Genomic DNA, 25,973 nt, shown 5'->3' with positions numbered 1-25,973 from the left:
TCCTGAAGAATGGGGGATCACGGCCACTGGCATGGCTCCAGCAGCACGCTGGCAGCCAGTGCCTGGACGCGGTTGGCATCAACTTCGTGCGCGGGCGCGGCCTGCAGCCAAGCCAGCGCGCTGGCCGTGGACAGGCGTGCGGTGTCCGCCAGATCCAGTCCGCGCAGCCGCGCGGCCACCATGCCCGCGACCATGGCATCGCCCGCACCCACGGAGCTGCCGCGCGCGCGCTGCGGCGGCCGCGCAATCACCGCGCCTTGCGCGCTGGCAAACAGCGCGCCCTCCTCGCCCATGGACACCACGGCCAGCCCCAGCCCCCTGTCCAGCAGGCTGCGCGCGGCGGCCAGCAGCGCGTCGCGGCCATCCAGGCGCTGGCCTGTGGCGGCCTGCAACTCCTCCCGGTTGGGCTTGATGGCCCAGGGCATGGCCGCATGAGGGGCCGTCGCCAGGGCGGCGGCCAGGGGGGCCTCGCTGGTGTCCAGCAGCACATAGGCACCGGCGGCCACGGCCTCGGCCTGGAGCCGGGCCCAGCTGTCCGCAGGCAGGCCGGCAGGCAGGCTGCCCGACAGCACCACGGCCAGGCCGGGCCGCAGATACCGGGCCAGCGTGGACATGACGGCGTCCAGATGCGCTTCGGCCAACACCAGGCCCGGCAGGTTGATGTCCGTGGTCTGGCGTCCGCCGTCGGCCACCAGCTTGATGTTGGTGCGCGTCTGGCCCGGCACGCGCAGGCAGGCGTCGGCAATGTCGCGCTGGGCGAACAAGGCCTCGAACATGCCGGCGTTGTCGCTGCCCAGCACGCCCAGCGCGGCCGTGGAAACGCCCAGGCCCGCCAAGGCGGCGGCAACATTGATGCCCTTGCCGCCCGGCGCCTGCACGCTGCCCAATGCGCGCTGCACCTGGCCGGGCAGCAGCGCATCCAGGGTCACGAGCTGGTCTATGGCCGGGTTCAGGGTCACGGTGATGGCTTGCGGGGCGTTCATGCCGTCACCTCCTTGGCCAGTGCCCGCACCTGCGCGGCATCCTCGCAGCCGAGCGCCCTGTCTGCGAGCGCCTGCAACTGCCGCAGGCTGGCCGCGCGCAGGCCGGCCTTGACACCGGCAATGTCGTTGGGCGTCATGGACAGCTCGGTCACCCCCAGCCCGGCCAGCAGCAGCGCACCGAACGGGTCGCCGGCCAGTCCGCCACAGACGCCCACGGGACGCGCGCGGGTGGCAGCACCCTGCACGGTGGCGCGCACCATCCGCAGCACGGCCGGATGCAGGCTGTCCGCCTCGGCCGCCAGTTGCGGGTTCTGGCGGTCCATGGCCAGCACGTATTGGGTCAGGTCATTGGTGCCTATGGAGAAGAAATCGGCATGGCGGGCCAGTGCGTCGGCCTGCACGGCGGCGGCGGGCACCTCGATCATGATGCCCAGCGGCAGGACCGGGGCGTCCAGTTCGGCACGCAGCCGTTCGCAGGCCGCGCGCAGCGCCAGCAGTTCCTGCACGCTGGTGACCATGGGAAACATCACGGACAGCCTTGCGCCATCGCGGGCCGCCCGGTACAGGGCGCGCATCTGGGGCTCCAGCAGGTCGGGGCGGCGCAGCAGCAGCCGCGCGCCGCGCACGCCCAGGAAGGGGTTGTCCTCGCGCGGCAGCTCCAGGTGGGCGACCTGCTTGTCGCCGCCGATGTCCAGCGCGCGGACGATCAGCGGCCGGCCCTCCAGCGCCTGCGCCATGGCGCGGTAGGTTTCGTACTGCTCGTCCTCGCCGGGCGTGCTGCCGCGCTCCAGGAACAGGAATTCCGTGCGCATCAGGCCCACGCCCTCGGCGCCCTGGGACAGGGCCAGCGGCACCTGCTCGGGCAGGTTGACATTGGCGCAGACTTCGATGCGCACGCCATCGGTGGTGATGGCAGGCAGGCTGCGCTGCGCGGACACGCGTTCCTGCAACGCCCGCTGCTCGGCCATGTGGGCACGCGCCGAAGCCAGGTCCTGCTCCGAGGGATCAAGGTAGATGCGGCCACTGGCGCCATCGACGATGGCCAGGGCCCCATCGGCCATGCCCAACACGCCGCCGCCTGCCGCCACGGCGGCCGGCAGCCCCAGCGTGCGCGCGAGTATGGCCGTGTGCGAGGTGGGGCTGCCCTGCGCCGTGACCAGCGCGCACACGCGCGCCGTGTCCAGCCGGGCGGTTTCCGAGGGCGAAAGATCGGCCGCGACCAGGATGCAGCCGCTGTCGGGCAGGCCCTCCGGTCCCGCCGCTGCCAGCGAGGGCTGCAGTTGCACCAGCACGCGCCGGCCCACGTCGCGCAGATCGGCGGCACGCGCGGCCAGCGCAGGGTTGTCCAGCGCCTGGAGACGGGCAGCCCCCTCCTCCACAGCGCGGTCCCAGGCCCAGGCCACGCCGTGGCCCTGGACCATGAACTGGCAGGCGCGCGTGAGGAGACCGGTGTCGCCCAGCCACTCGGCCTGCGCGCTGAAGATGGCCGCATCGCCTTCGCCCAGGCGGCGGCGGGTGTCGTCATGCAGGGCGCGCAGCTGGCCCTGTGTCTCGGCCAGCGCCGCATGCAGCCGCGCACCGCCCACGCTGAGCGGCTCGGGCAGGTCGGGGATCTCGGCGGCCTCCACACGCCACTGGTGGATGCGGGCCACGGCCAGCCCCGGGCTGGCGCCAAGGCCCACAAAGTCAGGCCGCGCCAGCGGCGGCAGCCAGCCCGTGGTGGGCGATTCGGCCGCCTTGCGCGCAGCGGCGTCGGCATCGGCACGTTCCTGGACCACCAGGGCCTGGGCCACGGCGCACAGGCGCTGGACCGCGGCACTGGCGTCGGGGCCCTCTGCCGAGACGGTGACCTTGTCGCCTTCGCGCAGTCCCAGCTGCAGCAGGCTGGCCATCTGCCGCGCATCGGCCACCTCGCCGCCATGGCGCACCTGGATGCGCGAGGCAAAGCCGCGCGCCGCCTCCGCCCAGCGCGTGGCAGGCCGCGCGTGCAGGCCGTTGGGATAGGCAATGGTCCATTCGCGCGCCTCGGCCAGATCCACTGCCGCCGGGCGGGCGGCAGGCGGCGCCGGGTCCGCCTGCCCCTGGAGCACATCGATGACCTGCTGCGCATCGCCCGTGGTGAACAGCGCCTGCAGCCGCGGTGTCTGCAGCAGGCCGGCCAGGCGGCGCAGCAAGGTGATGTGGGCATCGGAGCGTGCCGCCACCGCCACCACCAGATGCACGTTCTGGCCGGCATTCCAATCCAGGCCCTCGCGCACCTGGAGCACGGCCACCGCGTCGCGCAGCACCAGGGCCCGGTCTTCGGCGCGGCCGTGGGGAATGGCCACGCCGTGGCCCAGAAAGGTTTCGGCCTGGGCCTCGCGCGCCTGCATGCCGGTGGCATAGCCAGGGGCCACGCAGCCTCGGTCCTGGAGCAGCCGGGCCGCCTGGGCAATGGCGTCGGCCTTGTCGCGCACCCTGGCGTCCAGGCGCACGGCGATCTGCAGGCCCGCAGGAGCGGTGGGTGCAACCGCCGGGAGGGATGAATGGGCATTGATCATGGCGCGGATTGTGGGAACGTTCCCAACCATCAGTCAATCTGCACTGCAACATAACCCGGCCATAATCCGGCCATAACTCGGCATTTCTTTGGAGTTATCCTCTGCGGCACACCACAACCAACGGGAACGATTGCATTGAGCATCAGCATCAACGATGTGGCCCGTGCGGCCGGGGTTTCCAAATCGACGGTATCGCGCGCGCTGGCGGGCGGCTCGGTAAGCGAGGAGGTCCGGGCGCGGGTCGCCGCCGCCGTGCAGGCCACGGGCTACCGGCCCAATCTGATGGCGCGCCGGCTGCGCGCGCGCGACGCAGGGCCCATGGGCGTGCTGGTGGCCGACATACGCAACCCGTTTTTCACGGCCCTGATCCGCGCGGTCGAGGCCGAGGCCTATCGCCAGGGCCGGCGCGTGCTGTTGTGCAACACCGACGAAGACCCGCAGCGCGAAGCCATGTACCTGCAGCTCATGCAGGAAGAGCGCATCGCGGGGCTGATCTTTGCGCCCACCCAGGCCAGCCTGCACAAGCTCGAGCGTATGCAGCTGGAGTTCCCCGTCGTCCTGGTGGACCGGGCGGGCGCCCCGGCCTTCCATGACAGCGTGGTGCTGGACAACGCCCAGGCCTGCGCCACCCTGGTCAGGCATCTGGTGGACCAGGGCCGCCGCCGCATTGCAGGCGTCTTTGGCAGCACCAGCAGCACGGCGCGCGAGCGCTGCGACGGCTATCTGGCCGCCATGCGCGATGCGGGCCTGGCGCCCGACTTGCGCCAGTTGCCTCCGACCAGCGATGCCGCCGAGGCCGAGGTCGCGCAATGGCTGCGCCAGCCGCAGCGGCCCGATGCCTTCGTGGCCAGCAACAGCCTGCTGCTGGAAGGCTGCCTGCGCGCGATACGCGCCGCAGGCCTGCGCATCCCCGGCGATGTGGCGCTTGCCGGTTTCGACAACGAGCGCTGGACAGAACTGGTGGCCCCCGCCATCACCGTGATCGAGCAGCCGGTGGAGGCCATGGGCCGCGCCGCATTCGGCCTGCTCATGGAGCGGCTGCACGCGCCCGACCTGCCGCTGCGCAAGGTGATCATGCAGGGGCGCTGCATCGTGCGCGAGTCCACCCAGGCGGCGGGCTGAGGGGCTGCGCCGGGGCGGGGATCACGCAGGGATCTGCAACTGGCGCACGGCGTCGTCCACGCTCCAGCCCGCATAGCTGGCGCGCGGCAAGGCCGGATTGCCCACGCGCGCCAGCAGGTCGCGCACGGGGTCCTTGACGCGGGCCAGGGCCAGCGGCACGCCCAGTTGCCGCAACTGGGCCGCGAAGTCGCACAGCGCCTCGACACTGGTGGCATCCAGATCGGCCGAATCTTCCAGGCTCAGCACCACGCCGCGGGGCGAAGGCAGGGATTGCAGCCGCTCCCGGATGGCCGCAAACACCGGGTCGGCATTGCCGAAGAATAGCGGCGCCTCGGGCCGCGCGATCAGCAGGCCGGCCGGCACCACCGCGTCGGGATGGCGTGCGGCATCGACAAAGTCATGCGTGTCCCCCAGCCTGCCAAGCCAGCTCACATGCGAGCGCGACAGCGTTTGCAGCAGCATGAGCAGGCTGGCCGCAATGGCCAGCAGCAACCCGTCGAGCACGCCCAGCGCCAGCACGGCAAAGAAGGCCAGCACCACGATCAAGCGATCCCGCCGCCAGGCGAAGTAAGGGCGCAGCGCGGCAGGATTCAGTGTGTGGCCCACAGCGTGGATGACGATGGCGGCCAGCAGCGGCTGCGGCGTGCGCTCTATCCAGGGCAGCAGCAGCCAGACGGCCAGGCCCACCACGGCGCAGGCCACCAGGCCTGCAGCGCGGCTTTGCGCGCCCGCCACCTCGTTGGCCGATGTGGCCGAGTAGCCCGCGCCCACGGGCATGCCATGGAACACGCTCGACAGCAGGTTGGCCGCGCCCAGCGCCATCAGGTCGCGGTTGGCATCGACGCGGTCGCCGTGGCGCAGCGCAAAAGTACGGATGGAGCCATAGGACTCGGCATAGAGGATGAGCGCCATCGCAAAGGCCAGCTCGCCCAGGCGCAGCCATTCGGCACGCGACAGCGAGGGAATGCCGGGGTTGGAGAAATCCAGCCGTATCGGCCCCACGGCCGCAATGCCCCAGCGCGCGCACCAGCCGCCCGCATCCAGCGCAATGCCGGCCGCAATCACCAGCAAGGCCGCAGGCAGGCCACGCCAGCGGGCCAGCGCACGCATCAGCAGCAACGCCGCAACGGCCATGGCCAGACCCGCTCCATTCCAGTGCCGCCAGCCGGCCAGCAGCTCCCAGACAAAGCGCGGCAGATCGCCATGCACAGGCTGGAAGGCGACGGCATGCGGGATCTGCTTGACCACGATGGTCAGCGCCAGCCCCAGCGCAAAACCGCGCAGCACGGGCTTGGCGATGAAGTTGGACACGGCGCCCAGCCGCGCCAGCCCCGCCACCACGAAGAACAGGCCCGTCAGCAGCACGATGCCCACGCCCAGCAGCATGCGCTGCTGCGGCGAGGTGCCGGCCATGGACGCCGTGGCCGCCAGCAGCACGGCGGCAGAGGAGGATGTGGCCGAGACGATGGCGAAGCGGCTGGTCCCCAGCAGGCCATAGGCCAGCAGCCCGGCGAACAGCGCAATCACCCCGGCCTGCGGCGGCAGGCCGGCGATGCCGGAATAGGCCACGGCCTCGGGCAGCAGCAGGCCGGCGATGGACAGGCCGGCGCCCCAATCGGCCAAGGCAGGCAGGCCAGGCGCACGCATCAGGATTGCGGAGCAACGACGCCGGACCAGCCCGGCAGGTAGCGCGCCTCGGCGCCGTGCGCCAGGCCCAGGGCCTCGTGCAGGGCCTGATCGGGCAAGGCGACATCGCTCTTGCCGCTGCGCAGGTCCTTGGGTGCAAAGCGCGTGCGGAAAAAATCGGCCCAGAGGAATTCGACGAAAGGCGCCGTGTCCTTGGCATAGCCACCGGCCTTGCGCACGGCGCCGGCCAGGCTGCGGTAGGGGTCGTCGCGCAGGCGGACCAACTGCTCGGGCATCTTGGCCCAGTCGCATCGGCGGCCGCGCTCGTCATACGGATGGGCCCATTGGTGGAACTCCATCAGGCGCCAGAACATCAACGGATCGGCCTCGCTGAAATCGGCCAGCTGCATGACCCAGACCTGCTCCACGGACTCCTGAGTCAGCGCCAGCCCCAGGTGGTGGTGGTCAACGATGTAGTGCAGGCCACGCGGCCCCAGCACGGCCGGAAACCAGTGCGAGGCCAGAAGGCCTTCGCGCTCCTTGCGCTTGAGGCGGCTCCACTGGGCGCGCTTGGTCTGCACTTCGGCGGCGCCTATGGTCATCTGCGTGGGACGCAGTGCGTCCAGCGGAACCCGGGTCAGATGCTGCTGTGCTCTCATCGTCCAACCTCCGTTGCATCAAAGGTGCGGACCCGGCGGGCTGCCCGGTCCGGCATCCAGAATACGCCTTCGGAGTTACAAATGGTCGCAACAACGGACTTGCACCCATAATCGCTCACAATTTTGTCCCGTTGACCTCATGAACCAGCCCCAACATCCCATAGTCCATGGCACGGAAGACGTGCTGATCAGCCTCTGCAACTCCGTCTCGCGCGTGCTCCAGGTGGCCACGCAGTGCCAGATCCAGTATTCGGGCATGGTGCAACGCATCACCAAGACCAGCCTCAAGCCCGACATCGGCTGCTTTGTCCTGGTGGACGGCGGCTTCTCGGGCCTGGTGATCATCAACTTCTCGGCCGCCGCCGCCATGGAGCTGTACCGCAGCTACATGCTGAGCATGGGCATGGGCGAGGACGACCTGGCCACCTCCTATACCTCGGACGATGTCAGCAACGTCATGGGCGAGCTGATGAACCAGGTGGTGGGCGACTTCACCAGCAAGGTCCAGCGCGAGCTTCAGACCTACATCACCCAGAGCCAGCCCAAGATGATCCGCCTGAACAAGCAGGTCAACCTCAGCGTGGACGCCAACCTCGACTCCCCCGAGGCGCGCCGCGTGACCTTCTACACGGGCAACAACAACATCTTCTATCTCGAACTGGCCATGGACCGCACCGAGTTCATCAAGGTCGTGGACTTCGAGCCCCAGGAGCGCCCCGATCCCGATGCGCTCATGGCCCAGACCGCCGCCAGCGCCCCGGCCGCAGCGCCCGCGCCGGCCGCCAGCACCGACACCGACGAACTGCTCAAGTCGCTGGGCATGTAACTGCCGGCACACGCCCCGGCTTACAACCCAGGCACACAACCCCGGCACCGCGGGCAAGACCCTGATGCATGCGGATGTATCAGGGCGGCCCCGCAAACGATATCGTTGATATGCAGATAATTGGGATGCCAACTATTTGAATATCACCCGATGTCGTCCCCTTCCGCCCCCTTCCCGCCCACGCAGGCCGACCCCGCCGCCGTGCAAAGGCATTTCATGTTCACGCTGGGGCAGGTGAACAAACAGTGGCGCCGCACGCTGGACCGGCTGCTGGCACCCATGGGACTGACCCAGGCACTGTGGATGCCGCTGATGCACCTGGCGCGCTCGCCCGAGGCCATGCGCCAGAAGGATCTGGCCCACTCCCTGGCGCTGGACAGCTCCTCGGTCGTGCGCCTGGTGGACGGCCTGGCCGCCCAGGGCTGGATAGAGCGCGTGGACGACAGCGACCGCCGCGTCAGGAAAATCCAGCTCACGCCAGCCGGCCATGCCCAGGTCGAAGCCGTGCAGGGCCTGCTGCAGCAGGCGCGCGCCCAGGTGCTGGGCGCCGTGCCGCCCGAGGAACTGGGCGCGGCCTATGCCACGCTGCAGCGCCTGCTGGAGGCCATGGCCGCCGAGCCCACCTCCGACACGGACCTGCCCGACGAGCAGGCGGCCTGAGATGGCGGCCGAGCACTCTTCGCTGCCACCCGCCCAGGACCATGCAGCGGCCAGCCGCAAGGCGCCGCTGTGGCTGCTGGTGATCGTGACCATCGTCGGCACGCTGGCCATGCACATGTTCCTGCCCGCCCTGCCCGATGCGGCACGCCAGTTCCAGGCCGGTGCCAGCCAGATGCAGCTGACCATCACGGTCTACATCCTGGGCCTGGGCGTGGGCCAGCTGATCTATGGCCCGCTGTCGGACAGCCTGGGGCGCCGCCCCATGCTACTGGCAGGGCTCATCCTCTATGCGCTGGCCAGCCTGGCGGCCTTTCTCGCCCCGTCCGCCCCCTGGCTGATCGGCGCGCGGCTGCTCCAGGCGCTGGGCGGCTGCGCGGGCCTGGCCCTGGGCCGCGCGATTGCGCGCGATTCAAGCACGCCCGAGAACGCCGTGGGCAGCCTGGCGCTGCTCAACCTGATGATGATGATCGGCCCCGGCATCGCGCCGGCCATCGGCTCGGCCATCGACGACGCCCTGGGCTGGCGCGCCATCTTCGGCACGCTGGCCGTGGTCGGCGGCGTGACGGCCTTCGCCATCTGGAAGCTGCTGCCCGAAACCGGCCAGCCCACGGGCCGCCTGCACCTGGGCACCATCCGCGACGACTACCGCAGCCTGCTGCGCTCGCCGGCCTTCGTGGGCTTTGCCGTGGGCGGCGGCTGCGCCACCACGTCCATCTATGCCTTCCTGGCGGCGGCGCCCTTCGTCTTCATCGAGCAGTTGCATTCCACCAAGCATGAGGTGGCCATCTACCTGGGCCTGCTCATGGGCGGCATGGCCGTGGGCAATGCGCTGGCCCGCCAGCTGATACGCCACTGGCCCCTGGAGCGGCTGATGCTCAACGGCAATCTGCTGAGCCTGGCCAGCGCGGCCATGCTGCTGTTGCTGGCCCTGTTCAACCAGCTCACGCCGGCCATCGTGGTGGGGCTCATGGTGCTGTTCGCGCTGGGCTCGGGCCTGACCAGCCCTGCGGCGCTGGCCAGCGCGCTGAGCGTGCATCCGCGCCTCACGGGCTCGGCCGCCGGTGTCTACGGCAGCACCCAGATGGCCGTGGGCGGGCTGTGCACGCTGGGCGCCAGCCTGGGCAGCAACCCGGCCCTGTCGGCGGCGCTGGCCCTGGTGGTGGCCTGCGTGCTGGGGCAACTGGGCTTTCGCAGCGCGCTGCGCCACGCGCAGCGGGCGCCCGGCTGAGGGCTGCCCCGGCGAGGGCCGCCCCGGCTGAGGGCCACAGTCCCCCAGGCGACGCTCCGCCCGCATGCGGGCCCGAGGCGCACAGGCCCTCGATTACATTGGCGCAGCCGTGGCCAGCCGCCACGGCCCACAGGAGACAAAAAACCATGCGCCAACTTTCCTTTTCCATCGTCCTGCGCCAGGCCGCCACCGGCACGCTGGCAGCCGCCGCGCTGCTGGCCGGCACAGCCGCCCAGGCCGGCTCCATCGAGGCCGCCGAGTTCAAGAGCGCCACGCTGCAGCGCAGCTGGACCTACAACGTCTACCTGCCCACGGGCTATGACGCCCAGTCCAGGCTGCGCTACCCCGTCATGTACCTGCTGCACGGCAACGACGGACAGCGCAACGACTGGCCCGTCAAGGGCAACCTGCTGCGCACGGTGGACCAGCTGATCCAGAACGGGGAGATCCCGCCCGCCATCATCGTCATGCCCGACGCGGGAACAACCTGGTACGTGGACCTCAAGGAGCCCATGGAGACGGCCTTCTTCCAGGACCTCGTCCCCCATGTCGAGAAGAAGTACCGCACCCTCACCAGCCGCGATGGCCGCGTGATCGGCGGCCTGTCCATGGGCGGCTATGGCGCGCTGCGCTACGTGCTCAAGTACCCCGAGAAATTCCAGGCCGCCGCCCTGCTGAGCCCCGCCATCTACAACCCCGAGCCACCCGCCGATTCCTCGGCACGCTCGGTCAAGGTCTTTGCCGAACCCAATACCGGCGGCCAGTACAGCACCACGGTCTGGAAGAGCTACAACTACCCTGTGCTGTGGGACAGCTTTCTCGCCCGCAAGATCAGCGTGCCCATGTACATCAACTCGGGCGACGACGATGAATTCATGATCGAGTCCGACGCCGCCCAGCTCTACGCCCAGCTGCGCAGGAACAAGCAGCCTGCCGAGCTGCGCATCGTCAACGGCAAGCATGAATGGCCGGTCTGGGAAAGCACCATCGGCGACGCGCTCAAGTACGTTTTCCGCACCGTGCGCCGCCCGCAGGCGGACAACTGAGCCAGGCCATGAAGCAAAAAAAGGGGAGCCGATCGGCTCCCCTTTTTGATTGCGTCAGCAGGTCTTACAGATTGCCGACCATCTTGGCAGGGATCACCCAGGCGTCGAACTGTTCGCCGGTCAGGTGGCCGGAAGCCACGGCGGCTTCACGCAGGCTGGAGCCTTCCTTGTGCGCCTTCTTGGCGATGTAGGCCGCCTTGTCGTAGCCGATGTGCGGGTTCAGCGCCGTCACCAGCATCAGCGAGCGCTGCACCAGCTCGGTGATGCGCTCGCGGTTGGGCTCGATGCCCACGGCGCAGTGGTCGTTGAAGCTCCTCATGCCATCGGCCAGCAGGCGCACGCTCTGCAGGAAGTTGTGCGAGACCATGGGGCGGAACACGTTCAGCTCGAAGTTGCCCGAGGCGCCGCCGAAGTTGATGGCCACGTCGTTGCCGAAGACCTGGGCCGCCAGCATGGTCACGGCTTCGCTCTGCGTGGGATTGACCTTGCCGGGCATGATGGACGAGCCGGGCTCGTTCTCGGGGATGGAGATCTCGCCCAGGCCGCTGCGCGGGCCCGAGGCCAGCCAGCGCACGTCGTTGGCGATCTTCATCATGCTGGCGGCCAGCGTCTTGAGCGCGCCGTGGGCGTGGACCAGGCCGTCGCACGAGGCCAGGGCCTCGAACTTGCTGGGCGCCGTCACGAACGGGTAGCCGGTGAGCTGGGACAGCTCGGCCGCCACGCCCTCGGCATAGCCCTTGGGCGCATTCAGGCCCGTGCCCACGGCCGTGCCGCCCAGCGCCAGCTCGTACAGGTGCGGCAGCGCGGCGCGCACATGCTTTTCGCCATGGGCCAGCTGGGCCACCCAGCCCGAGATTTCCTGGCCCAGCGTCAGCGGCGTGGCGTCCTGCAGGTGGGTGCGGCCGATCTTGACGATGTCGGCATAGGCCTCGCTCTTGGCCTGCAGCGTGTTGCGCAGCACGGCAATGGCGGGCAGCAGCTTTTGCTCGATGGCCGTGACGGCAGCCACGTGCATGGCGGTCGGGAACACGTCGTTGCTCGACTGGCTCTTGTTCACGTCGTCATTGGGGTGGACCAGGCGCGACTCGCCGCGCTCGCCACCGAGGATTTCGCTAGCGCGGTTGGCCAGCACCTCGTTGACGTTCATGTTGGTCTGCGTGCCCGAGCCGGTCTGCCAGACCACCAGCGGGAACTCGTCCGGGTGCTTGCCGGCGATCACCTCGTCGGCGGCGGCCAGGATGGCCTGGGTCTTCTTCTCGTCCAGCAGGCCCAGCTTGTGGTTGACGGTGGCCGAGGCCTTCTTGACCTGGGCCAGCGCGTGGATGATCTCGCGCGGCTGCTGCTCTCCGCTGATGTCGAAGTTCTGCAGCGAACGCTGCGTCTGCGCACCCCAGAGCTTGTCTGCGGGGACGGCTATGGGTCCGAAAGTGTCTTTTTCCTGGCGGGTCGCGGTCATTGGTATGGACTCCTTGGTGAAAACAACGCGGCGCAGTTGGCTGGAGGCAGGTCGGCGGGCCGCGCAGGACGTGGCTCGGGGATATCTGGCTGGCAGGGCCGCAATGGCAAAAACCCGCTCATGGTAACTCCGTAAATGGGAACCTCTCGCATCCGTCCCCCACTGAGGTGTCGCCGAGGCGTGCTTGTCCAGGCAAACCCCTCGACTCTTGTACAAGACTGCGCCCATTGCGTGCACTTTTCCCCCTGCAGCGCCGATAATCGCCCCCGGGATTCCCCTCCCCTGTTCCCCCGATCAAAAAGATACCCCACCGATGACCACCACGATCCGCCAGCAGGACCTGATCGATTCGATCGCAGGCGCCCTGCAGTACATCAGCTACTACCACCCCGCCGACTACATCGCCCACCTGGCCCGCGCCTACGAACGCGAGCAGAGCCCGGCGGCCAAGGACGCGATGGCCCAGATCCTGACCAACTCCAAGATGTCGGCCACCGGCCACCGCCCGATCTGCCAGGACACCGGCATCGTCAACGTGTTCCTGAAGGTGGGCATGGACGTGCGCTGGGAAGGCTTCACGGGCGGCCTGGAAGACGCCATCAACGAAGGCGTACGCCGCGGCTACAACCACCCCGAGAACACGCTGCGTGCCTCGGTCGTGGCCGATCCGCTGTTCGCGCGCAAGAACACCAAGGACAACACGCCTGCCGTCATCAACGTGCAGATCGTGCCCGGCGACAAGCTGGACGTGACCGTGGCCGCCAAGGGCGGCGGCTCGGAGAACAAGTCCAAGATGATCATGATGAACCCCAGCGACAACCTGGTGGACTGGGTGCTCAAAACCGTTCCGACCATGGGCGCGGGCTGGTGCCCGCCGGGCATGCTGGGCATCGGCATCGGCGGCACCGCCGAGAAGGCCGTGCTGCTGGCCAAGGAAAGCCTGATGGAAGACCTGGACATGTACGAGTTGCAGGCCAAGGCTGCGCGCGGCGAGAAGCTCGATCAGGTCGAGGAACTGCGCCTGGAGCTGTACGAGAAGGTCAACGCCCTGGGCATCGGCGCGCAAGGCCTGGGCGGCCTGGCCACCGTGCTGGACATCAAGATCAAGATGTATCCCACGCACGCGGCCTCCAAGCCCGTGGCCATGATCCCCAACTGCGCGGCCACGCGCCACGCGCACTTCGTGATGGACGGCTCCGGCGCGGTCTACATGGACGCGCCCTCGCTGGACCTGTGGCCCAAGATCGACTGGGAGCCTGACTACAACAAGTCGCGCCGCGTGGACCTCAACGCCCTGACCAAGGAAGAAGTGGCCAGCTGGAAGCCCGGCGACACCCTGCTGCTCAACGGCAAGATGCTCACGGGCCGCGATGCCGCCCACAAGCGCATCCAGGACATGCTGGCCAAGGGCGAGAAGCTGCCCGTGGACTTCACCAACCGCGTGATCTACTACGTCGGCCCGGTGGACCCGGTCAAGGACGAAGCCGTGGGCCCCGCAGGCCCCACCACGGCCACCCGCATGGACAAGTTCACCGACATGATGCTGGAGCAGACCGGCCTGATCGCCATGATCGGCAAGGCCGAACGCGGCCCGGTGGCCATCGAGTCCATCAAGAACCACAAGTCGGCCTACCTGATGGCCGTGGGCGGTGCCGCCTACCTGGTGTCCAAGGCCATCAAGAACGCCAAGGTCGTGGGCTTCGAGGACCTGGGCATGGAAGCCATCTACGAATTCGACGTGGTGGACATGCCCGTGACCGTGGCCGTGGATGCCGGCGGCACCAGCGCCCACATCACGGGCCCTGCCGAATGGCAAAAGCGCATTGCATCCGGCGAATTCAAGACCATTGAGATCGCCTCGGCCTGAAGCCGGCGCCAAGCGCAAAGGGACCGCCTTCGGGCGGTCTTTTCATTGGTGCGGGCATTTGTGACAGACTGCCCGCTGCCTGCAACACAGCCCATTCAACATGACCATCGCGCTCGTCCTCATCGCCCTGCTGGCCGTGACCAGCCTGGCTTGGCGCCTGTCCTCCCGCCGCCATGTCCTGCCCTGCCCGTCCTGGCTGCGCTGGATGGTCGAGCTTGACAACCCCTTCGCGGCCAGCAACAAGGCCGCCTTCATCGTCGGGCAACTGCAGATCCAGCCGGGTATGAAGGTGCTGGACGCGGGCTGCGGCCCGGGCCGCGTCACCCTGCCATTGGCGCGTGCCGTCGGCGCGCAGGGACAGGTGCTGGCCGTGGACCTGCAGCCGGCCATGCTTGAACAGGTGGCGGCCAAGGCGCGCGCCCAGGGGCTGGAGAATGTGCGCACCCAGGCGGTTGCGCTGGGCCAGGGGCAGCTCGCAGCCGAGCAGCACGACCGCGCCGTGATGGCCGCCGTGCTGGGAGAGATTCCGAACCGCCAGGCCGCGCTGGCCGATATCTTCCAGAGCCTGCGCCCCGGCGGCCTGCTGGCCGTGGCCGAACTGGTCTTCGACCCGCATTTCCAGCGCCGCACCAGCGTGGAAAAACTGGCAGGCGAGGCAGGCTTCATCCCCCACTCCTTCCAAGGCCATGCAGCCGCGTATCTGCTGGTGCTGCAGCGCCCTCTCCAACCATGACCACCACACACTCCCCTGTAGCGACCCTGCGGACACCGCGCCTGATACTGCGCCAGTGGCAGGCCGGCGACCGGCAGCCCTTTGCCGCACTGAATGCCGACCCACAGGTCATGGAGCACTTTCCGGCACTGCTCAGCCGTGAACAAAGCGATGCCATGGCAGACAGGATCCAGGCACTGATCGAGGAACGCGGCTGGGGCTTCTGGGCGGCAGAGCACCTTGCCAGCGGCGAGTTCATGGGCTTCATCGGGCTGCATGCTCCCGCCGCGTCTTTGCCGTTCTCGCCCTGCGTGGAAATCGGCTGGCGGCTCGCCCGGCCTTTCTGGGGCCAGGGCCTGGCCAGCGAAGGCGCACGGGCGGCGCTGGAGCACGGCTTCGGCGCGTTGCATCTGGAGTCCATCGTCTCGTTCACCGCGCTGTCCAACCTGCGTTCACAGGCTGTGATGCAGCGCCTGGGCATGGAGCGCGACGCCCATGACTTCGACCATCCGGAGGTGCCGGCAGGCCATGCGCTGCGCAGGCATTGCCTGTATCGCCTGACACATGCCCAATGGCTGCAGCAGCAAGCCATGGCCGCAGCGTGAACGCGCCCGAGCGGGCATACTGGGCGCCGCCTCCAAAAGCCTTTATCCGGATCTCCAAATGACCTCCCCGGCCTCTCCCATCGGCGTCTTCGACAGCGGCATCGGCGGCCTCAGCGTGCTGCAGGCGCTGCGCCATGAACTGCCGCATGAGCGCTTCGTCTACCTTGCCGACAGCGGCAATGCTCCCTATGGCGATGCGCGTGGCGATGCCTTCGTTCAGCAGCGCACGCGCACCATTGCGCGCCATCTGCGCGAGCAGCACCAGATCAAGGTACTGGTGATCGCCTGCAACACAGCCACGGCAGCGGCCGTGGACATGCTGCGCGCCGAAATGCCCGAATTGCCCCTGATCGGCGTGGAGCCCGCCATCAAGCCCGCTTCGCTGTCGAGCCAGACCGGCCACGTGGGCGTGATGGCCACACGCGGCACGGTGAGCAGCGCACGCTTTGCACGCCTGGTGGCCGACCATGGCCAGCGCGTGCAATTCCATGTCCAGCCCTGCGACGGACTGGCCAAGGCCATCGAGGAAAGCACGGAGCAACCCGTTCCCGCCGACCCCATGGCCACCGAGGTCGCGCAACTGTGCGCCAAGTATGTGAATGCCCTGGGCAGCTTCGGACAGAAGACGGGCGAGATGGATTCCCTGGTGCTGGGCTGCACCCACTACATATTCGCCCGCGAGCAGTTGCGCACGCTGCTGGGGCCGGACATTCAGTTCATCGACACAGGTGCCCCGGTAGCCCGCCAGACGCGGCGCGTGCTGGATCGCCTGGGCACCCTGGCCAGCGAATCAGGACCCTTGCCCGCGGCAGAGGGCCAGGTCCAGTTGATGACCACGGGATCGCTGCAGGCCCTGCAGTCTGCCGCATCGCGCTGGCTGGAGCTGCCCGCGCAATGCTGCTCGTCCGTTCAGGTCGGCGAATCCAGCGCCGTCCCCACGGCCGCTTGAATCACGGCTGCGCCTGCCACAGGCGCCGGCCCGAGTGGTCCATCCAGCTCAGGTACAGCCGCAGCTCGAACTCCAGCTGGTGGTAGTCGGGCTCCATGTGGGTGCACAGCTGGTAGAAGGCCTTGTCGTGGTCGGGCTCGCGCAGATGGGCCAGCTCATGGACGACGATCATGCGCAAGAAAGCCTCGGGCGCCTGCTTGAACAGTGCGCCGATGCGGATCTCATGCCGGGCATTGAGGCGGCTTCCCTGCACCACGGTGCGGCGCGTGTGCAGGCCCAGGGCGTTGTGGACCACATGGATGCGGCCGTCGTAGGCCACCTTGTTCAGCGTGCCGGCATTGCGCATGTGCCGGCCCTTGAGGGCATCCACGTAGTCATAGAGGCTCTTGTCCGTGCGCACGGCATGCGCCTCGGGATGCTTGCGCAGCAGCCAGGCCTCGGCCTTGTCATCGGCCAGCCAGCCACGCACCTGTGACTGCAGCGCGGCCGGGTAGGCGGACAGGTAGGGAAGCGGCAGCGCACCACCGGCCACCTCGCGCCGCTGCTCGCGCTGGCGGCGCACGGTCTCGGTGACTGCTCCGGAATACTTGGGCGTGCTGGCCTGTGCCGCCATGGCTGTACGCTGCGCGGGGCAGCGCCTTGCGCTCAATGCAGGTGGCGTGGGCGGCGGTTGCCGCCGTGGCCCGAACCCGATCCACCCATGCCGCGCGGCGGCTTGCCGATCTCCAGCGAGCTGACCAGGGCGTCGAAGCGCTGGGAGAACAGCTTGTCGATCTCCTGCACCACGCCACCCAGCTCGGAGCCGTCGAAATGGCGCTCCATCAGGTTGACCACGTCCTGCACCAGCAGATCGCGCTGCACCTGCATGATGGCCGCGGGCGTCGGACCAACGAAGAGCATGACGAAGTCGTCGCGCGACTCGGCCTCTTCGGACTCCTCTTCCTCGTCGAACTCGGTGTCGTAGAAGGTCACCTCGATGGCCGCGCCCTGCTCGGCCAGCTCGTTGATGCCCATGCACATGTCGTCCAGCGACTGCCGGAAATCCTCGTCACCACGCACGGTCCAGCACACCTGGAGCAGGCGCTCCTTGGTATCGAACTGGATGCCTGGCTCTTCCTCATAGACGCTGCCAGCGCCATCGGCCAGGGAACGGGCCCCCGCATACTTCCACAGCGGACCCAGCGCTTCCTGCAACTGCTCGTAGGTCGTGTCGGGGCGCAGCAGCACTTGGCCGTGCACGTGGATTTCAAATGGAGCGTTGTAATTCGACATGTTCTCGTCTGGGATGAGTTTGGCCACACCTGTCACGCCGCACCATGTGCCACGATCAACGTCAACGGAACGCATGCAGGCATCGCCATCACTGTCTGCCCGAGCCGCGCCATCCAGGCAAGCAGCCCGGGGCCTGATGAATGGATTCTCGCACGTTATGCCAACGGGCAAGGTCTTGGCAACGCATGGACACCGTGCAGCGCAGCAAGCGGGCAGGACCGTCGATGCACGTTGCGGCCCGACGCCTGAATTTGCGGAACAGCAGGCGCCTTGGCTGCTTCAATCCGCTACCGTATAGATAGCAACAATGCCTAGTACGTATTGGGTTGTGGTGCCCCGAGCCGGGATCGAACCGGCACGCCCCTGTTCGGAAGCGGCGGATTTTAAGTCCGCAGTGTCTACCAATTTCACCATCGGGGCCCTGCACCGCAGCGTCACAGGTCAGAGCGAACTGCTCACACCTGCAACTGCAGCACCAACGAAAAAGGGAAGCGTTACCGCTTCCCTTTTTTCTGAATTGGAGCGGGAAAACGGGTTCGAACCGTCGACCTCAACCTTGGCAAGGTTGCGCTCTACCAACTGAGCTATTCCCGCGTATCTGTAAAGCCATGCGCTTCACAGAGCAGACTTGAATTCTAGCGCAGATTTTTGGTGCGACGGAAGAAGCCCGCAAAAAATCTGCACCAAGGCAGATCGCAGCCTGCCTTGCACCTTGCGGCGGCAGGCTGTTTCACCGTCGAAGCCTACTTGCCGTCGATGCGATCCTGCATGCGCTTGGCCCGCTGTTCGGACGGCGGATGGGAGCTCAGGATGGAGCTGCCGCCGCTGCCAGCGCTGAGCTTGGCCAGCTTCTGGAACGATGTGACCAGCCCCTGGCGGCTCATCTTCTTTTCCGTGAGCAGATCGAAGGAGTAGTCATCGGCCGCCGACTCCTGCGACTGCGAGAACTGGGCATTGATGAACTTCTCACCCAGATCACCCGCCTGCGAACGCGACAGTGAGGCCAGCGCCGAATTGCCGCTATTGGCCGCAATAGAGCGTGCAGCCGAAGCCGCATAGGCCGTCTGCATGCGCTTCTTGCTGTGACCCAGTGCCACGTGCCCGATTTCATGGCCAATCACGCCACGCAGCTCGTCATCGTTCATCAGATCCATCAGGCCGCTGTAGACACGGATGCAGCCATTGGCCATGGCCCAGGCATTCACGTCCTGCGTCATATAGACCTTGTAGACAGCCTTCTTCCCATTGACAGCCTGCGGCATGCCGGCAATCACCTTGTTCAGCCGCAGCGTGTACTTACTCTTTGCATCTGCCACCTTGTTCTGGGCATCCATGGCTGCGCAGGAATCATTGGACAGCGTGACCACGTCGTCATCCGTGAGCGTCATGGCCTTCATGGCCGTGGAGCCCGAATCCAGCAACCCGCCCACATCGGCAGACTCCATGGTTTTACAGCCCGCCAGCACCACGCCCCCGGCAACAATCGCCGTCAATAACTTGATCTTCATAATCCCTCCCGATAAATGAAGCGCGCATCATATCCACGACCTGCCAATTCAATCTACCGGCAATGACAACCCATTTGCAATTTCTTGCAATTTCTTGCAATTTCTCAATGGATAAGCAATGCCAAATTTCAATGACGGCTGTCCATTCAAAACAAATGGAAACAATTAAATTCGCCATATCAGCAATGGATGACCAAAACAGGCATGCAGCCATGCTGTCGATCCACAGAGCGTGAAGCACTGCCACGGCACTGAATCGGAAGAGAAGAAGATGCGCCAGCCAAGTCGAGGCCGCTGCGGAGACATGGCACCAAGGACGAACAACGATCCGTGATGCAGAAAAAGAAAAAGGCCCCGAGGGCCTTTTGAACACTGTGTCTGCAATGAATTTTTGGAGGCGCGAACCAGAGTCGAACTGGTCTAACCGGATTTGCATCCAAGCCATCCATATAAAATCAACAACTTAGAAGCGAACCTCCCGAACCCGCGCGCATCGCCTACAACTTACCAGCCACAGCGTCCAACTTGAAGCAGATATGGTGAGCGATTTGTAGCTCCTTGTTCTTACCCAGGCCTGGATAGTGGCGATTTGCCACATGCTCCGCAAACTTATCAAGAGCGAAGTTGCTACCAAATTGTAACGGTCGCTTTTTTGCCGCTGCATCCAACTTCTTTGCGGCCTGCAGGAATTTTTCCCCAGGGCTCCCAACAAGTATGTCCTTGTCGGTCGACACAAAGTGCTCCATCCAAGCATCCTTGTCCTCGTTCATATATGCAGCATGGATGGCTACAGCGGCCACCTTCCCCCTCCTACAGCGAGCCCCTTTCCTAGCGAACAGTAGTCGCCAAATCCTGCAATTCCTTGCTTAAGGAACGTTCTATGCTGCCGAGAGAAGAATTCAGGCCCTCCGTAATCCGCATTACGTGTTAGCTTCTTAAACCTATCATCTATATGAACTAACTTAGCTGTTGGCAGGAGGCCGTAGCGATGATGAGCTTTATCTTCATCCAAGATGATATGGAAACGAACTTGCTCCAACTTGGCGAGCTCCTTGAATTCAACATCAAGTAGTCCGGCACTGGCGTACGCTAAAGCGACGTCGCGTTTCGCACATTTCTTTAGGAAATCCTTGATGTTTGCGAAGCTCACCCCCTGTTCATAGCGCAGCACGGGAAGGATGGATTTATTAGCCAAAACCACAGGCCACACTGTATCTGCCCATGGCTTGGAATTTGCCGAACCTGCAAGCTCATATTTATTCGGGTTTACCACGACCCCGAGTTGCTTACCCTTTTTTCCATAGGCCTCAAGCAGCTTGACAATACCATTAGTCTTGCCAACAACTGGCTCGATAACAGGCAAGAAACTGTCTAAGGAACGATGGTCCTTGAGCATCGATGAGACCGCGAGCAGCTCCGACTGGCGCCCATACAAATATGGAAAATACATCGACCTCACTCCAGAGTTTGCAGATGATACGCATTGTGCACGAACTTGCAACAAATGGAAACCATCACTAATGAGAAGCGATAATCAGTATTGAGGCACCCGCCTAAAAGACGGTTTGAAGACAATCCAACAAACGTACGCGCTGGGGCAGCGTGAGGGGTGCCGCATAACCCAAAGCGCGCAGACTAGTAGGAAGCGCACGCAAGTAAGAGACGACCCCAGATCCAGTAGTACGCGCTCGCATCGCAGCGATCAGCACCCTATGAGCCTGCTCACTCGTAAAGCCGCTGAAGAGACTACGATAGTGAGCGTCCAGTATTCCATTGGGAAGTTCAGGCTGCGGTCCACAGATGGACTGCACAGCGCTCATGTACTCAGACCGTCGCAGCATCCTGAAAACAACAGCTGGCTCTATGCGGGAGACATCGCTTACCGCCGGTCGCAGTACTGTAAGGGAGTTATCGCGATTCAGCACCAGGACGCCCACACGCGGATCAAGCACCTGCTTGTAGCGTTCACCGTTGTGAGGGTCGGTGACGACATTTACCTTATCAAAGGCACGCAGATATGCCGGCGTTTGAGTGGTCAACCGAGCAGGACTATCGAATTCTGTCTTGATCTCATAAGCCGTCGATGTTCTATTGAAAACCACTGCGTCCACTATAGAGTCATGGACACCTTGCTCGATTGCAAGGCTGGAGGTTTTCGGACTATGACGCCCATAAACCAATCGATTTGCTATGACCGCTTTGTAATAGTACTCACACCGATACCATCGACCAATTTCCTTGAAGCCCGCATCAAAAAGATCACCAACAGTTTCGCCAGTGGTGCGAGGAACAACTCCAAGCTTTGCGAAACTCTCAACTACAGAAGAGACTGACCCAGAACGTGCCATGCTCTCCAAGACAGGCCTAGAGAACATCCGTGCAATAAGTCGAGAGCGTTGAAGCGGCGTCATGACACAAGGCATCTTTCTTTAAGGTCTAGCAAGCGACACCGAGCGGGCGCGAAGTCTAGCACGCCGGGCAGCAGCACCAATCGGGGATGGGTGTCGAGGAGCTCTCTCAATAGCTAGTAGTCGTTTGGTCTAGGGCGCTAGCAATTTGCGGTCGACGTCCATCTGTGTGCGCATCAGCACTACCTCGTCGTCTCGCTTTGCAAGATCCGCTCGGAGTCCTGCAACCACTGCTGCCCCGCTTGTAACGTGCTGAGCGAGGGCGCCCAAGATCGCGGCTGGCAGCGGCGTTGGCCTGGGCTTGCGCCCGGGCTGTGGCTGCGCTGCGTTCGGCGGCGAGGCGCAACCGCTCAACACGGTCGAGATCAGCGCGCACAACAGCGTCGCGCGCAGGGCGGACCTGAGTGAATGCATCGGATGCCTCCTGGGTTTTCGTTGCGTGGGTAGATTCGGCGGTGGCGAGCTTTCGCTCCAGGGTCAGGCCCGCGACGGCCTGGCCGGCCACCTGCTGGGCCTGGACCGCGATCAGGCGCTGGTGAGCGAGCTGCTCGCCGTACAGGCGCCAGGTCTGCAGGGCCAGCAGCGCGGCCAGCACCAGGGCGCCGGCCTGCCAGGCCTTGGACTTGATGGCTTCAAGCATGGCTATACCCCCAGCCACGGCAGGTACTTCATGCGCCTGGACTGCAGTGGCACCGTGTTGCGCACGTGCTCCCGGTTGATGTCGTAGGCGCTTTGACCGTAGCCCTGCCACTTCTCGCGGCTCTTGACGCTGTGCAGCTCGACGTGGCCGAACCACTGGTCGGCGTCGCAACCTCGCTGCAGCGCGCACAGCTGGCGGTCCTGCTGGAGGTGGCTCCAGCCGCCGTTGTAGGCTGCGTCGCAGAAGGCCACGCGAACCAGTGCATCGAGGTCCGGCGACAGCGCCTGCAGGCGAGCATCGCAGCCGCGCAGCTTGATGATGGCCGCCCGCACGCTCAGCTCTGGCCGCTCATAGACGGATTGCCAGTCCAGATCCTCAAGCGCGGACGGCGCCATGCGCCGCACTTCGTCGAGACTGTCGAAGCGTAGGGCGCGAGCGCGTGACCACCCCTGAGCGGGAACAACCCATCAGGGCAACAACAACCAAGGGCAACCTGGTGGCGACGGAGCTGCAGCCGTCCGTGCGCCCGGGCGCCATGGACGCCTTCAAGCTGCCCAGCCTGATCAGCGGCAAGCGTGTGTATCCCCGGGGGCACTCATGAGCCGGCCCGCCTGCAGGGCCTGCTCGCACTGGCAGCCCGACACCAGCGACGCCCGCATGGTGCGCCTGGGCTTCGCGCACTGCGGCAAGCGGTACGCACCAGGCCACACGTTCGCGGCCACAACGCAGCGCGATCAATTCGACCCCATGCCCACCGAGCTGCTCGATGCGCGCCGCAAGGTCGCCGCTCAGCGCGTGCAGCAACTCAACGAAAAGGAGGCCAGCCGTGGCTCCCAAAAGTAAAGACCCGCTGATCCAGCGCGAAGTGGTGATCAGCGCCGAGGCCACAGGCAAGGGCGGCAAGCCGCATGCCCAGGCCGGCCAGCGCGGCAAGGTGATCGGCAAGACGCCCGGCGGGCGCCAGTACCAGATCGCCGTGGGCGACAGCCTGGTCAACCTGCCCATGGACGCCTTCGAGGTCTTGCAGGCCGAGCGCGAGGGCAGCGCTGACGCCGGCGCGATCGTGCACCCCACGCTGCCCATCGCCCAGATCGCGCCCAGCCGCACGAACCGCAGGGTGATCGAGGACGACGCACTCCACGACATGGCCGCCACCATGAAGCTGTACGGCGTGCTGCAGCCCCTGCTGCTGCGCCGCCTGCCGGCAGAGCGCCTGCAGGACACCTTCGAGGACGAAGCCACGCGCCGCGCCACGCACGAAATCATTGCGGGCGAGCGCCGGTACCGCGCCGCCCAGATTGCGGGCCTGCGCACCGTGCCGTACATCGAGCGCGAAGCTGACAACATGCATGCGCTGCTGATGCAGCTCATCGAGAACCTGCACCGCAGCGACCTCACGCCCCTGCAGGAGGCCCTGGGCGTGCAGCGCCTGACCCTGGACCACGGCTTTTCGATCGACGGCGCCGCTGAAGCCCTGCAAAAGAGCCGCACCCATGTCTTCGAGTCGCTGCGCCTGCTCACGCTGTGCCCAGAGGCCACAGCCGCCCTGGCCGCGCGCACGCTGACGCGCAGCGTGGCCCTGCTGGTGGCACAGCGCCCTACCGAGGCCATCCAGACCGAATACACCAAGCGCGTGCTCACGGGCGGCCCTGACGGCGGCCCCATGAGCTATCGCAGCGCACTGGACCTGGCCCGACGCAGCTACATGCTCAAGCTGGACCAAGCCCCCTTTGCACTGGACGATGCCACGCTGTGCCCGTCCGCCGGCGCGTGCTCGGTCTGCCCCAAACACACCGGCGCGTCGCCCGAGCTGTGGGACAAGAGCGATGCAGACGTCTGTACCGACACCGCCTGCTTCGCAGAAAAGAAGGACGCCCACTTCGAGCGCATGAAGGCCCAGGCCCAACAGCGTGGCCAGCAGATCATCACCGGCCGCCAGGCCCGCGACATCATGCCCAGCGAGAACGGGGCGCCCCGTGGCTACCTGCTGCTGGACAAGCCGAGCCAGGGCAGCAGCGCACCCGTGCGCCAGGTGCTGGGCCAGGACGTGCCAGCAGCCAGCGTGGTGCTGATCGAGGCGCCCAGCGGCAACCTGGTGGAGGCCGTGGCCACGCACACCGCCAGCGCAGCCGTGAAGGTCAAAGGCGAGCGCCAGGCTGCGGCCAAGGCCCAGACCAAGAAGCCGACCGAGCCCACGCGGGAAGCGCTGCAGCGCGAGTACGAAATGCGCTGGCGCGAGCGCGCGGCCGAGGCAACGATCGACGGGCTCCTGCATCTTCCCCCTGCAGATCTCGATCACATCCCCAGCCGCGCGGCCCTGCTGATCCTCAAGCTGCTGTCCGAGAGCGTATCCCGCCAGCTCCTCTACCGCATGTTCCAGATCGACGGCAACGACAGCCGCGCAGACCTGGACCTACAGAGCGCACTGGAGGATCTGGCCGAGCAGGATCTGCCCGCGCAAATCCAGTACATGCTGATGATGGCCTGCGCCCACGACCTGCACCACACAGTCAATCCACTCTTCGAGGAGATGGCAGATCTGTCCGGTGCGGATCTGGACACGATCCAGAGCGAGGTGCAAGACGAGATGAAAGCCGAGGCCGCCGCACGCGCAGGCAAGGCAGCCCCCACAGACAAGGCCACGCCCAAGCTCAGGAAGGGCAAGGCCACGGCCGCAGAGGCCAGCCGCGCGATCGCCGACGCGATGGCCGCTGCCGAGGTCACCACGCCCAACTCCATCGAACCGCTGCAGCAGGTCCGCATCCGCGTCGACCTGCGCGGACCCGGCAAGAAGCTCCTGCCGACCAAAGGCCGCTTGGCCGTCGCCATCCAGCCCATGGGCGACCGCGCCTGGATCGTCGAGCTGCCCATTGACCCCGAGGTCGACCTGCTCGACGAGGATGCGCTGGACGCGGCCGAGCGCTGGAACCTGAGCGCCGACTACACCGAGCTGGAAATCATCAATACCGAAGCCCAGGAGACCATGCCATGATCCCCGCCCTTACCATCCGCCAGCCATGGGCTTGGCTCATAGTCCACGGGCACAAGGACATCGAGAACCGGGAGTGCTCAACGCCGTTTCGCAGCCAACTACTGGTTCATTCAGGCCTGACGATGACCCGTGCCTACTACGACGAGATCACCAAGGAGCTGGGCAACGCCAGCATGCTCCCTGCCGGCGGATTGCTCTCCTATGACGATCTGCCGCGCGGTGGCCTGGTGGGCTGGACTAGCATCGTTGATGGCGTGGCGCACAGCGCCTCAAAATTGAAGCAGGTGGGTAGCTTCGGCTTCGTGCTGCTCGACCGCAGGCCGATGCCCTTCGTGCCATGGAGGTGTCGCCTGCAGTTTTTCAACCTACCTGAACTTGCAGCGGAGGCTCACAGCCATGACACGCGCTGATACAGAAATTCTGACGGTTGAAGACTTGGCGCAATTATTTTCCTGCGACAAGGAAACAGCCGCCGCGCGTCTAACTAGTGGAGACCTCCCGGGCGTCAAAGTAGGCCGGGGGTGGATCATCCCGCGTCAGGCTCTATTCGAACGCCTGAACGAGAAGGCACGGGAAGAGGCTGCTGCAAGGCGTGCGCAACAAGCGATGACACAAGATAAATCTCCACCACGTGAGGAGATTTCTAAAAAATCAATATCTGATGTCATCCCCAAACATTCATCGCCGCTATTAACAAGCCCAAGCGTTAGAGGCCGAAGACGGAGAATTCCGCCGAATCTACCCTCTTTGCCAAGCTAGACCCAACCGGACGTCTTAATCGCAATACACCGGTTCTAAAAAAATTTCCAACCCTGCAAGATGGAGACGCACGCGCAAGCCCGAATTGATCAGGCTTGCGGATTAATTAATGCAA

General features: G+C 65.8%; 25 protein-coding genes, 2 tRNA genes and 1 pseudogene. 13 read left to right on the top strand and 15 right to left on the bottom strand.

The genetic code is table 11. From position 1 onward, the window contains the following. Positions 1 to 17: 17 nt before the first annotated feature. Both CLV01_RS12760 and ptsP read right to left on the bottom strand, forming a co-directional pair. Positions 18 to 983 carry a 1-phosphofructokinase family hexose kinase gene (locus tag CLV01_RS12760; RefSeq protein ID WP_099734152.1) on the bottom strand — a complete coding sequence of 322 codons (966 nt, stop codon included), beginning with the start codon at positions 981 to 983 and terminating at the stop codon, positions 18 to 20. Continuing rightward, positions 980 to 3,523: a phosphoenolpyruvate--protein phosphotransferase gene (ptsP, locus tag CLV01_RS12755; RefSeq protein WP_099734153.1), complete on the bottom strand. Its 2,544-nt coding sequence runs from the start codon at positions 3,521 to 3,523 to the stop codon at positions 980 to 982. Before ptsP ends, CLV01_RS12760 begins: the two co-directional genes overlap by 4 nt. A gap of 135 nt (positions 3,524 to 3,658) precedes the next feature. Between ptsP and CLV01_RS12750 the strand changes: the two genes are divergently transcribed. Then, positions 3,659 to 4,645: a LacI family DNA-binding transcriptional regulator gene (locus CLV01_RS12750; protein ID WP_099734154.1), complete on the top strand. Its 987-nt coding sequence runs from the start codon at positions 3,659 to 3,661 to the stop codon at positions 4,643 to 4,645. Positions 4,646 to 4,666: 21 nt separating this feature from the next. Here CLV01_RS12750 and CLV01_RS12745 read toward each other — a convergent pair whose 3' ends face one another. Together CLV01_RS12745 and CLV01_RS12740 are read right to left on the bottom strand one after the other, a co-directional pair. Then, positions 4,667 to 6,292 (bottom strand): SulP family inorganic anion transporter, encoded by a 1,626-nt coding sequence (locus CLV01_RS12745; protein ID WP_099734155.1) that lies wholly within the window; start codon positions 6,290 to 6,292, stop codon positions 4,667 to 4,669. Further along, complete coding sequence (locus tag CLV01_RS12740) at positions 6,292 to 6,930, bottom strand: ParB-like protein (protein WP_099734156.1); 639 nt, start codon at positions 6,928 to 6,930, stop codon at positions 6,292 to 6,294. The genes CLV01_RS12745 and CLV01_RS12740 overlap by 1 nt, the downstream gene beginning before the upstream one ends. Before the next feature lie 139 nt (positions 6,931 to 7,069). On the opposite strand from CLV01_RS12740, the gene CLV01_RS12735 reads away from it, so the two are divergent. From CLV01_RS12735 to CLV01_RS12720, 4 genes are all read left to right on the top strand, one after another. Continuing rightward, positions 7,070 to 7,756, top strand: a complete 687-nt coding sequence (locus CLV01_RS12735) for a DUF3334 family protein (protein ID WP_012204543.1) — start codon at positions 7,070 to 7,072, stop codon at positions 7,754 to 7,756. Between the two features lie 150 nt (positions 7,757 to 7,906). Further along, on the top strand, positions 7,907 to 8,416 hold the full coding sequence (locus CLV01_RS12730; protein WP_099734157.1) for a MarR family winged helix-turn-helix transcriptional regulator: 510 nt from the start codon (positions 7,907 to 7,909) through the stop codon (positions 8,414 to 8,416). A 1-nt stretch (position 8,417) separates the two neighbouring features. Next, the gene (locus CLV01_RS12725; RefSeq protein WP_065347986.1) at positions 8,418 to 9,644 is read left to right on the top strand and encodes a multidrug effflux MFS transporter; all 1,227 of its coding nucleotides are present in this window, start codon (positions 8,418 to 8,420) and stop codon (positions 9,642 to 9,644) included. Positions 9,645 to 9,790: 146 nt separating this feature from the next. Continuing rightward, positions 9,791 to 10,690: an alpha/beta hydrolase gene (locus tag CLV01_RS12720; RefSeq protein ID WP_012204540.1), complete on the top strand. Its 900-nt coding sequence runs from the start codon at positions 9,791 to 9,793 to the stop codon at positions 10,688 to 10,690. A gap of 64 nt (positions 10,691 to 10,754) precedes the next feature. Here the strand turns inward: CLV01_RS12720 and fumC are convergent, their stop codons facing one another. Continuing rightward, positions 10,755 to 12,146, bottom strand: coding sequence for a class II fumarate hydratase (gene fumC, locus CLV01_RS12715; RefSeq protein ID WP_099734158.1), 1,392 nt, complete (start codon positions 12,144 to 12,146; stop codon positions 10,755 to 10,757). Positions 12,147 to 12,459: 313 nt separating this feature from the next. Between fumC and CLV01_RS12710 the strand changes: the two genes are divergently transcribed. The 4 genes from CLV01_RS12710 to murI all read left to right on the top strand — a co-directional run bounded on the left by CLV01_RS12710 (position 12,460) and on the right by murI (position 16,279). Continuing rightward, positions 12,460 to 14,013, top strand: a complete 1,554-nt coding sequence (locus tag CLV01_RS12710) for a fumarate hydratase (RefSeq protein ID WP_034391754.1) — start codon at positions 12,460 to 12,462, stop codon at positions 14,011 to 14,013. A gap of 100 nt (positions 14,014 to 14,113) precedes the next feature. Beyond that, positions 14,114 to 14,746 carry a class I SAM-dependent methyltransferase gene (locus tag CLV01_RS12705; protein ID WP_099734159.1) on the top strand — a complete coding sequence of 211 codons (633 nt, stop codon included), beginning with the start codon at positions 14,114 to 14,116 and terminating at the stop codon, positions 14,744 to 14,746. Next, positions 14,743 to 15,330: a GNAT family N-acetyltransferase gene (locus CLV01_RS12700; protein WP_012204536.1), complete on the top strand. Its 588-nt coding sequence runs from the start codon at positions 14,743 to 14,745 to the stop codon at positions 15,328 to 15,330. Before CLV01_RS12705 ends, CLV01_RS12700 begins: the two co-directional genes overlap by 4 nt. Positions 15,331 to 15,388: 58 nt before the next feature. Next, positions 15,389 to 16,279, top strand: a complete 891-nt coding sequence (murI, locus tag CLV01_RS12695; RefSeq protein WP_099734160.1) for a glutamate racemase — start codon at positions 15,389 to 15,391, stop codon at positions 16,277 to 16,279. Position 16,280: 1 nt separating this feature from the next. Here murI and CLV01_RS12690 read toward each other — a convergent pair whose 3' ends face one another. From CLV01_RS12690 to CLV01_RS12655, 10 genes and pseudogenes are all read right to left on the bottom strand, one after another. Further along, positions 16,281 to 16,892: a M48 metallopeptidase family protein gene (locus tag CLV01_RS12690; RefSeq protein ID WP_012204534.1), complete on the bottom strand. Its 612-nt coding sequence runs from the start codon at positions 16,890 to 16,892 to the stop codon at positions 16,281 to 16,283. A gap of 32 nt (positions 16,893 to 16,924) precedes the next feature. Further along, the gene (locus CLV01_RS12685) at positions 16,925 to 17,551 is read right to left on the bottom strand and encodes a DUF6806 family protein (RefSeq protein WP_013803265.1); all 627 of its coding nucleotides are present in this window, start codon (positions 17,549 to 17,551) and stop codon (positions 16,925 to 16,927) included. A 329-nt stretch (positions 17,552 to 17,880) separates the two neighbouring features. Further along, positions 17,881 to 17,971 (bottom strand) — tRNA-Leu (locus CLV01_RS12680). Between the two features lie 98 nt (positions 17,972 to 18,069). Next, positions 18,070 to 18,145, bottom strand: a tRNA-Gly gene (locus CLV01_RS12675). Positions 18,146 to 18,294: 149 nt separating this feature from the next. Then, a complete protein-coding gene (locus CLV01_RS12670; protein WP_034391743.1) occupies positions 18,295 to 19,059 on the bottom strand; it encodes a M48 family metalloprotease in 765 nt (254 codons plus the stop codon). Continuing rightward, positions 19,001 to 19,495, bottom strand: a complete 495-nt coding sequence (locus CLV01_RS28710) for a hypothetical protein (RefSeq protein WP_143290070.1) — start codon at positions 19,493 to 19,495, stop codon at positions 19,001 to 19,003. The genes CLV01_RS12670 and CLV01_RS28710 overlap by 59 nt, the downstream gene beginning before the upstream one ends. A gap of 61 nt (positions 19,496 to 19,556) precedes the next feature. Continuing rightward, positions 19,557 to 20,455 (bottom strand): annotated as a pseudogene (locus CLV01_RS28705) (sce7725 family protein). 157 nt (positions 20,456 to 20,612) lie between these two features. Next, positions 20,613 to 21,470, bottom strand: coding sequence for a sce7726 family protein (locus tag CLV01_RS28700; protein WP_180289121.1), 858 nt, complete (start codon positions 21,468 to 21,470; stop codon positions 20,613 to 20,615). Between the two features lie 106 nt (positions 21,471 to 21,576). Next, positions 21,577 to 22,107, bottom strand: coding sequence for a hypothetical protein (locus tag CLV01_RS12660; protein WP_257221281.1), 531 nt, complete (start codon positions 22,105 to 22,107; stop codon positions 21,577 to 21,579). Positions 22,108 to 22,109: 2 nt separating this feature from the next. After that, positions 22,110 to 22,502 carry a hypothetical protein gene (locus tag CLV01_RS12655; RefSeq protein ID WP_099734162.1) on the bottom strand — a complete coding sequence of 131 codons (393 nt, stop codon included), beginning with the start codon at positions 22,500 to 22,502 and terminating at the stop codon, positions 22,110 to 22,112. Positions 22,503 to 22,704: 202 nt separating this feature from the next. Here CLV01_RS12655 and CLV01_RS12650 point away from each other — a divergent pair, with 202 nt between their 5' ends. From CLV01_RS12650 to CLV01_RS12635, 4 genes are read left to right on the top strand one after another with little or no spacing between them, the layout of a single operon-like run. After that, positions 22,705 to 22,950 (top strand): hypothetical protein, encoded by a 246-nt coding sequence (locus CLV01_RS12650; protein ID WP_099734163.1) that lies wholly within the window; start codon positions 22,705 to 22,707, stop codon positions 22,948 to 22,950. Then, complete coding sequence (locus CLV01_RS12645) at positions 22,934 to 25,099, top strand: ParB/RepB/Spo0J family partition protein (protein WP_180288385.1); 2,166 nt, start codon at positions 22,934 to 22,936, stop codon at positions 25,097 to 25,099. The genes CLV01_RS12650 and CLV01_RS12645 overlap by 17 nt, the downstream gene beginning before the upstream one ends. Next, positions 25,096 to 25,509 carry an ASCH domain-containing protein gene (locus tag CLV01_RS12640; RefSeq protein WP_099734165.1) on the top strand — a complete coding sequence of 138 codons (414 nt, stop codon included), beginning with the start codon at positions 25,096 to 25,098 and terminating at the stop codon, positions 25,507 to 25,509. The genes CLV01_RS12645 and CLV01_RS12640 overlap by 4 nt, the downstream gene beginning before the upstream one ends. Next, on the top strand, positions 25,496 to 25,858 hold the full coding sequence (locus CLV01_RS12635) for a helix-turn-helix domain-containing protein (protein ID WP_099734166.1): 363 nt from the start codon (positions 25,496 to 25,498) through the stop codon (positions 25,856 to 25,858). Before CLV01_RS12640 ends, CLV01_RS12635 begins: the two co-directional genes overlap by 14 nt. Positions 25,859 to 25,973: the final 115 nt, after the last annotated feature.

The sequence above is a fragment of the Delftia sp. 60 genome (genome assembly GCF_002754395.1).
Lineage (GTDB): Bacteria > Pseudomonadota > Gammaproteobacteria > Burkholderiales > Burkholderiaceae_C > Comamonas > Comamonas acidovorans.
Note: the sequence above shows the minus strand (reverse complement) of the source record. Positions and strands in the feature narration are given on the sequence as shown.